Annotated in this window: 8 protein-coding genes and 1 pseudogene; 2 read left to right on the plus strand and 7 right to left on the minus strand. The window is 43.8% G+C overall.

The genetic code is table 11. From position 1 onward, the window contains the following. Positions 1 to 27: 27 nt before the first annotated feature. Positions 28 to 1059 carry a hypothetical protein gene (locus QUB35_RS37930; protein ID WP_333148097.1) on the plus strand — a complete coding sequence of 344 codons (1032 nt, stop codon included), beginning with the start codon at positions 28 to 30 and terminating at the stop codon, positions 1057 to 1059. A gap of 556 nt (positions 1060 to 1615) precedes the next feature. On the opposite strand, the gene QUB35_RS37935 is transcribed toward QUB35_RS37930, so the two are convergent. Continuing rightward, positions 1616 to 2011: a HEPN domain-containing protein gene (locus QUB35_RS37935; protein ID WP_333148099.1), complete on the minus strand. Its 396-nt coding sequence runs from the start codon at positions 2009 to 2011 to the stop codon at positions 1616 to 1618. Beyond that, positions 2008 to 2343 (minus strand): nucleotidyltransferase domain-containing protein, encoded by a 336-nt coding sequence (locus QUB35_RS37940; protein ID WP_015179744.1) that lies wholly within the window; start codon positions 2341 to 2343, stop codon positions 2008 to 2010. Before QUB35_RS37940 ends, QUB35_RS37935 begins: the two co-directional genes overlap by 4 nt. 187 nt (positions 2344 to 2530) lie before the next feature. Between QUB35_RS37940 and QUB35_RS37945 the strand changes: the two genes are divergently transcribed. Next, positions 2531 to 2863: a hypothetical protein gene (locus QUB35_RS37945; RefSeq protein ID WP_333148101.1), complete on the plus strand. Its 333-nt coding sequence runs from the start codon at positions 2531 to 2533 to the stop codon at positions 2861 to 2863. Here QUB35_RS37945 and QUB35_RS37950 read toward each other — a convergent pair. From QUB35_RS37950 to QUB35_RS37970, 5 genes and pseudogenes are all read right to left on the minus strand, one after another. Then, positions 2805 to 3224 carry a hypothetical protein gene (locus QUB35_RS37950; RefSeq protein WP_333148103.1) on the minus strand — a complete coding sequence of 140 codons (420 nt, stop codon included), beginning with the start codon at positions 3222 to 3224 and terminating at the stop codon, positions 2805 to 2807. The genes QUB35_RS37945 and QUB35_RS37950 overlap by 59 nt on opposite strands. A 61-nt stretch (positions 3225 to 3285) precedes the next feature. Next, entirely contained in the window at positions 3286 to 4407 is a 1122-nt protein-coding gene (locus QUB35_RS37955; RefSeq protein WP_333148105.1) for a DUF6753 family protein, read from the minus strand. A 690-nt stretch (positions 4408 to 5097) separates the two neighbouring features. After that, positions 5098 to 5895, minus strand: coding sequence for a hypothetical protein (locus QUB35_RS37960; RefSeq protein ID WP_015179754.1), 798 nt, complete (start codon positions 5893 to 5895; stop codon positions 5098 to 5100). Positions 5896 to 5938: 43 nt separating this feature from the next. After that, complete coding sequence (locus tag QUB35_RS37965; protein ID WP_333148108.1) at positions 5939 to 6451, minus strand: hypothetical protein; 513 nt, start codon at positions 6449 to 6451, stop codon at positions 5939 to 5941. Continuing rightward, positions 6444 to 7049, minus strand: a pseudogene (locus QUB35_RS37970) (hypothetical protein); the annotation flags it as partial. The gene QUB35_RS37965 and the pseudogene QUB35_RS37970, both read right to left, overlap by 8 nt.

A 7049-nucleotide genomic window follows, 5' to 3' on the forward strand; every position in this document is an offset into this window, starting at 1 on the left:
TTAAGTTATTAATACATTACTTGAAGTTTGACGATATTCCCATTCCTGGGGTATTCATACCTTGATTCAGCAACGCCTGACCCAGATTTCCAAACGCTCATCCCTCCTTTGAGTGCGAGCGAGTTTGCTACCTTAGAAGCCAGCATTCAAGAGAAAGGGTGTCGGGACCCTTTGGTGGTTTGGGCTGAGGAAAAAATTCTCATCGACGGTCACAACCGCTATGCTATTTGTACGGCGCACGGCATCCCCTACCAAACTGTAGAGATGTCTTTCGACAGCCCTAACACCGTCAAAGTTTGGATGCTCCTCAATCAACTGGGCCGCCGCAATCTCACGTCTGAGTCAGTCAGCTATTTGCGCGGCACTTGGTACGAACTCACCAAACAGTCCCGCGGCGGAGACAGAAAATCAAGTGGTCAAAATGACCACTTGAAAACAGAGACAAAGTTGGGGGCACAGTTCAAGGCATCCCCAAAAACAATTCGCAGAGACGCTCAGTTTGCTAAAGCAGTAGACACCCTGAGTTCTATTGGAGGAGAGGATATGAAGTGGAAAATACTGAATCGCTCTGCGGGGATGACCAAGAAGCAGGTCATCGCTTTGGCGATTGATGCTCGCAGCCGTCCGGCTAAGGTTGCCAAAACTTTACAGGGGCGCGACCAAAAAGTAAAGCTTGAAGGTGAACTTACCATCGCTCATCACCTGACGCTCAAAATTGGTTCCTTAGTAGAAGTGTACGCGCCCGATCGCCAGGACGTTAACGGTCGGTTGGGGCGCATTCAGTCAGTGGGCGAGAAAACGGCTACCGTGTGGATGCGGCACATCCCTACTCTTGCCATGAATTTGCATACCTTCAAACACTCAGCTCTCACCGTCGTGCCGCTCGAGAATCAACCGGGACTTCAAGAAATTTGCGATCGCACTGGCCGACTTCACCAATTAGGCAATCTAGATCCGTTTGAAGTCGAAATTCTGAACTTGTTAGAAAGAGCAACGGTTCTTACTCCCACCGAATTGCAGTATTTAGAACAGATTGAGGATAGACACAAACTTGATTGAGTGCCTCATGGTGTTGCTGAATCAAATATTCGGGGAGATTTGCAGGCGGGGCTTCGTCGTAATAGTAGATAAATAGACAACCGATGATGCTGTCGCTGTGTTCTAATAACCAGCAGAAAGAAAGGGGTTTTTTGATTTAATTGATGACGTATTTTTCAAAGTCAAAGTTAGGTTTGACTAGCATTGAGGGGGCGAGATCCTTTGCGTTCAGCAGCGAATGCTTGCCAGAGGGGGGCGAGATCCTTTGCGTCGGTTGCGGTGGCTAGACGGTGGCTGTAAGGGGCGATCTGGCGATCGGCATAGTTGTGGCTGTCATAGTTTTTGGGGAGTGAATTTGCTCCGAAGGTGAAAGCCTTCTATTGTGTATTGGGATTTCGCGGGGTATTTTTACGCAAAATCAAAGTTTTTGTAATAAAAGTTAATATATAGGACTCAAAGAGGAGGGCCCAGAAACCGGGGTTTTTACGAAAATACTGAATTACAGTGTTGAATCTGCTGAAAAACCCGGTTTCTTTAGTTGGCGAGTGCAGGAGTAGAAAGCAGGCTATCTCCTCAATCAAGGAGAGGATGGAGGAATAGAATCAATATTTGCCAAAGCAAAGTTGAGCATTTCTTCTGCCCGATCTATTGTTTGCACTGCGTCTGTTTGTGAGATTTGTATATCAGCGTTATAATCAGCTTCTAATCGAGTTTTTTGAGCATCTATTAGGTAACGATGGAACTGCACCGGAACCCGCCCCGAACGAGCAAATTTTTGACCGAAACCGGCGATGACAGCGGAGTGGCGAGAATAAGATAATTTCTCTGACTCTAAAAATGCAGTGACTATGTAAAACATCACATAATAAGCGCGGGAAGCGGCCGAATCAAAAAAGCCTTGCTCACATAAAACCCGTGCAGCCTGCAAAGTTCTATCAGCTTTATCAAGTAACCTTTCTTGCTCTGGGTTCATATTGGGACTCCTTCGCGACGGATATTGCGAAAGAAACCGCTTTCATACTCTTGGTACTTCTGAAGTGTGGCAAACATACAGCTAATCACGACAGTATGCTCTAAGCATATATCGGCAATCAAAACAGAAATACGCTCGCTTTCTTGGGAGTAATTGAAGGGTTGTTTGAGAAGGATTAATATATCAATATCGGAGTCCGGTCTAGCATCGCCTCTGGCTTGGGAACCATAGAGAATGATTCGGATTAACTGTTCGCCATAAAGATTTTCTAATCCCTGGCGGATTTGGGCAATAATTTCTTTGAGTTGAACATTGATCGTTGAAGTTGGCATAGTTGTTTATAAGCCAATCGATGATGTTTTTAGCTAAGATGTTGGCAATATACCAATTATACTGGCAAATGATGCTCGCAGTCGTCCGGCTCAAGTTGCCAAAACTTTACAGGGGCAATGTCGTTCGGTAAAACCTGAAAAGCAACCTGCCATCGCTCACTACCTGACGCTCAAAATTGGTTCCTTAGTGGAAGTGTACGCGCCAGATCGCGAAGATGTTAACGGCAGGTTAGGCCGCATTCAGTCAGTCGGGGAGAAAACCGCCACTGTGTGGATGCGACACATCCCCACCGTTACTATGCACTTGTACACCTTCAAACACTCGGCTCTTACTGCTGTACCGCTCGAAAATCAACCCGGACTTCAAGAAATTTGCTATCGCACTGACCGACTTCACAAATTAGGAAATCTAGATCCGTTTGAAGTCGAAATTCTGAACTTGTTAGAAAGAACAACGGCTCTTACTCCCACCGAATTGCAGTATTTAGAACAGATTGAGAACAAACACAAGCTTGATTGAGTGCCTCACAACTATTTTTCCTTTTGGGAACAGCAATAACTTCGGAAATTTTAGTTGATTCACTTGACAGTTCAAACACTGAGTCAATCAATTTTTGTTGAGCTGCTAATTGTTGCAGTGAATAACAAGCTATTGCTCGCACTCGCTCAGGAGACTTGCTAGCATTTTTGGCAGCAAACGGTCCCCAGAAAGCACTCAGTACAATCTTAATCTGTTCCGATATTGGGTATGTTTGACTCAAACAGTAGTCCCAAACCATCTCATCGAATGGATCGTTTAGTGCAACTAAAACACCCGAGATTTGCGACTGCACTTGCTTCGGATTTTGGTCAGATAACGGCTGATTGTTCAAATTTGCCATCATAGATTTCTCCTGGTAAGCTAACTTATTTACATCCCATTCTCGATTTTAGTATTTGCCATCAAGGAACAAACTTTCGTTCTTGAGGGGAGCGAATCCACAAAGTACAAAATCCTTTTTGTGCAGGTTTACCCTCTACTGTCAGCGTCACCCCCAATCGATTTATCTCAGTTTCACACAGTTTTTTGCCACCTTTCTCGCTCAACAAAGCTTGATTCCAGCTCATAAATTGGCGAGCATATTTCCCTTCATTGCTGGTTGCCCACTGAATTGTATCTGCGTTTTTGCGGGCAAACTGACCCTCTTTGCTCAGCCCCCATTCGAGCGCTACGGCTTGTTCTAAAGTGAGCTGGCGCGGCCCTTTTGGGTCGAGTTCAGGCGGTGGAATGAACCGGGGCACAGCTAACCCGATAAAAGCGCCGATCGCCATTGCCCCTAACACCACCCCGCTCCCAAAAATCACCGACCAAATATCGTGAGCAACTTTCTCTAAAGCTGCTTGTCGCACTAGGGTGTAAACTGAGTTAGAAATGTGGCGATGTTGCACCTTAACAGCCGCTTTTCCCTGCCGTTCTAAAAACTCTCTGCTTTCTTTTTCCCAATTTTCAGTAAGCTGCCGAACTTGTTCCAGTTCTTGAGAAATAACAGCTTGAGAATCTTTCAAATCACCTTGCCATTGAGATTGCCAATTCTTGAAAAACTGGTCAATCTCTTGTGGTTTTTTTTCTAACAGCAGTTCGAGTTGACCTGTAGCCAGCAATACGATAAAAAGCGGGTCATTTTTATTGAGACCGTATCGGTAAGCTGTCTGAATGACATGAGAGCGAAATTTGGAGTCTTTGCCCTTGAGTACCTGGCTGATTAGTGACTCAGTATCTCTCTCGTACATGGGAGGGGCAGATAAAGGATCTCTGTTCAGAGCTTCTCTTTCCCTCGAATCATCGTCTATGAGTTCCCAAAACTCCTCTTCATTTAGCTTACTCCCATCTGATTCCAACTTTTCTTCTACTGCATCTTCTGGAAATGTATCTGGAGAATCGGGCCAACTTTGCGAATTTTCAGCGAATTGTATGGAATTATTTTTGGTATTATTAAGTCTGCCCTGTTCCCTTGGCGTTTCCAATATCTCGCCCAACTCTTGAGAGTCAACTTCGGAAAGTTCTTCTAAAAGTCTATCGGACATTTAACCTCCTACCTAATCAAAATCCTAATCTTTATGCTGTTCTGCATCGCGCATTCTATAGTGTGAACTCATATTTTGTCCGTCTCCTAACGAGTTCATCACCCATTGATATCGTTTCCGCCTGCATCGTCAGGTGATAAATTAGAGGGCAATTCATGAATGATTGTTACAAGTCGCCACCTATCTCGGCGCAATTTTCAGTTGTTCGATTCACAGTCAACAGCGTCGCCCTGCCCTTCGACTACGCTCAGGAACCGCGTAGCCGAAGGGTCGAAGGGTCAACAGTCAACATCATGTCTGAGTGCAACCGGAATTGATATGACTGTAAAATTTACAGGAATACCCGCAAATTATCGGTTTAGACACTATCTGTAGTATTAAGATGTGTTTCGGCACACCGAGCCCGCTGGCCCAGTGGTGAAGAAGTTTTTGAAACCCTGGAAATCTCGTAGCGGGCGATCGATCAATCTTCTTACTTTCAGAATTTAAACGCAATAAACAACGTTTATTGCTAATATCCAACGCCTGGGATAACACAACTGCGTTGATTGCACTCAGCCAGCGGGCTGGTTTCGGCACACCCTATCAGTAGAGTGTGTGCGTAAGCCTTAATTTAGATTCTTAAAAGCTTACGATACCTTTTTTACCAATTACAGCCTCCTGAGACTTTACAACCTGTTGCTTATTTTGTTACTCATTTTGGGGCTCATTTTCTATCTGCATTTCCTCATTTTTTTTTTGTTCATAGGGCGCGATGACTTCTTTTTTATTGCGATTGGGTGCGTTGTTAAACAAACCTACATCTTCTATCAGACGGAAACAGTCTTCCAGAAAAGTATGCAATCGCTGCTGACTAATCAAGAAGAATTCAGAGTGTTTCATTGCTTGAGAAAATGACAACCGCTTCGTATCAATAAACTTGCGCTCTCTTGCACTCAGCGCCGGCAAGTCTACCACAGGAATTCGGTAATTATTAATGAGCTTGTTCATTTCCTTATGGCTTTGTACGTGCGACCAATCTTTGCAAACTCCAAAATTGCGGACAAAAATGTGATTGAGCTGACCTTCAAAGTAGTTGAAAGAGTCAATAAACATCTCAATGCTGTCCGTCGTGCCACCGCAAATAAACCACTTGCATACATCAACTCCTGACTGCTCTTTAAAATCAGGAGAGGTTAAATTAGCTTCGTCAATCCATTTGTTGATAATGCTGTAAACCCGAGCTGGTAAATTGACAATCACAGGAGTTTCTACTGCTGTTTCAAAAATAATATCGATATCGAAAAACTTCTCTTCATCTTCAACTAAAGCTACGATTTTTGCATTGTGTTCAGGATAGCGCTGCTGCACGTCAGGATTTTGAAAATCACCATCAATTAACGTGTACAGCAGTTCATACTTCTGATTGAATTCAACCAGAATCCGAGTTAGCATCGACTTGCCAACACCACCTTTCTCGCCGTCAACCAAGTGAATCATGTTAGTCATTTCATTCCTCCTTGCTGGATGTCTATTCAAGACTTAATAATTTTTAACTAAAGCTAGGCCCGACCATTGCTGGATCGAAACCAGCTAAGTTAAAGGCGCTGTTTTCAAACTCAATTTCTCCCGCAAATTCCTCGGGTTCTTTTTCTTCGGGCAAACTTGCGGGATTTGAACTCTCAGGGGCAGTTAATTCTGCAGCAATAGATGCACCTGGATTCGATAAGTGAGGGAAAGTAGCTAAAGGAATTAAACCCGAAGAAATACCAGGGGCAATTGCTCCTAACTCGGTACAGTTAAATCCCGCATCTCGGCAAACTTCATCTATCTGCCTGAGCAAAAAATTAATGCTTTCTCGCCTCAAATACTCTAAGTCTGTACTAGAATGACTACCGCTATTGCGTAATGATGCTAACAGCCACCGCGCTTTGATTAGAGGTAAAATCGTTTCCTGGAAACTAAAAAAAGGATGATTTTGCAGGTAAGATAGCAAGATAGCGTCTTCGGAGTCTGGCAAAACTTGACAGCGCCAGCAAAATTCCTTGTAACGTTTTCTAGGCATAATTCCTCACCTTCTTTCCAGCACCTCGGTAGGGCCCTCCCAATAAGAGAGCTGCATCTAAGTTTGCTTCTGATTCCTCTAATGAAGGTTCTGTATTGGACGACGACTCATCACTCAATTTATTAGAATCATCTAAGCAGCTATCTTTGATACTTGAATTAGCCTGTTGTTGAGCGCAAATTTCACTGTTTTGTTCAGTAATATCTTCAGTGTTTTGTTCAGTGGGTTCCTCAATTTTTGGTTCAGTAATATTTTCAGTCTTTTGTTCCGTAGATTCCTCAAATTTTTGTTCAGTAGATTGCTCGGATTTAGCGTGAGTAAATTGCTCAACTTTTAATTTAGTAGGTTGCTCGGATTTTGGGTGAGTAGGTTGCTCGGATTTTGAGTGAGTAGGTTGTTCAGATTTTGGCTTGGTAGATTGTTCAGATTTTGGCTTGGTAGATTGTTCAGCACATTCTTTTACACTCTGTATATCAGTTGTAGGCAGTGGAGCATCTCCTGAAGTGGAAGTTGTATCTTCGGCCCTCTGAGAAGTTGCCGCAACAGAGCTTTGCCTCAGTACCTCAAACTGAGATTTGAAGTAAGAAAATAGTCCGTA

It is taken from the genome of Microcoleus sp. B13-B6 (assembly GCF_036705405.1).
In the GTDB taxonomy this organism is placed as follows: domain Bacteria; phylum Cyanobacteriota; class Cyanobacteriia; order Cyanobacteriales; family Microcoleaceae; genus Microcoleus.

Excerpts from the sequence above, each read along its gene's own strand:
- QUB35_RS37935 (WP_333148099.1), bottom strand. The coding sequence starts at position 2,011 with ATGAACCCAGAGCAAGAAAGGTTACTTGATAAAGCTGATAGAACTTTG.
- QUB35_RS37955 (WP_333148105.1), bottom strand. The coding sequence starts at position 4,407 with ATGTCCGATAGACTTTTAGAAGAACTTTCCGAAGTTGACTCTCAAGAG.
- QUB35_RS37940 (WP_015179744.1), bottom strand. The coding sequence starts at position 2,343 with ATGCCAACTTCAACGATCAATGTTCAACTCAAAGAAATTATTGCCCAA.
- QUB35_RS37965 (WP_333148108.1), bottom strand. The coding sequence starts at position 6,451 with ATGCCTAGAAAACGTTACAAGGAATTTTGCTGGCGCTGTCAAGTTTTG.
- QUB35_RS37950 (WP_333148103.1), bottom strand. The coding sequence starts at position 3,224 with ATGGCAAATTTGAACAATCAGCCGTTATCTGACCAAAATCCGAAGCAA.
- QUB35_RS37960 (WP_015179754.1), bottom strand. The coding sequence starts at position 5,895 with ATGACTAACATGATTCACTTGGTTGACGGCGAGAAAGGTGGTGTTGGC.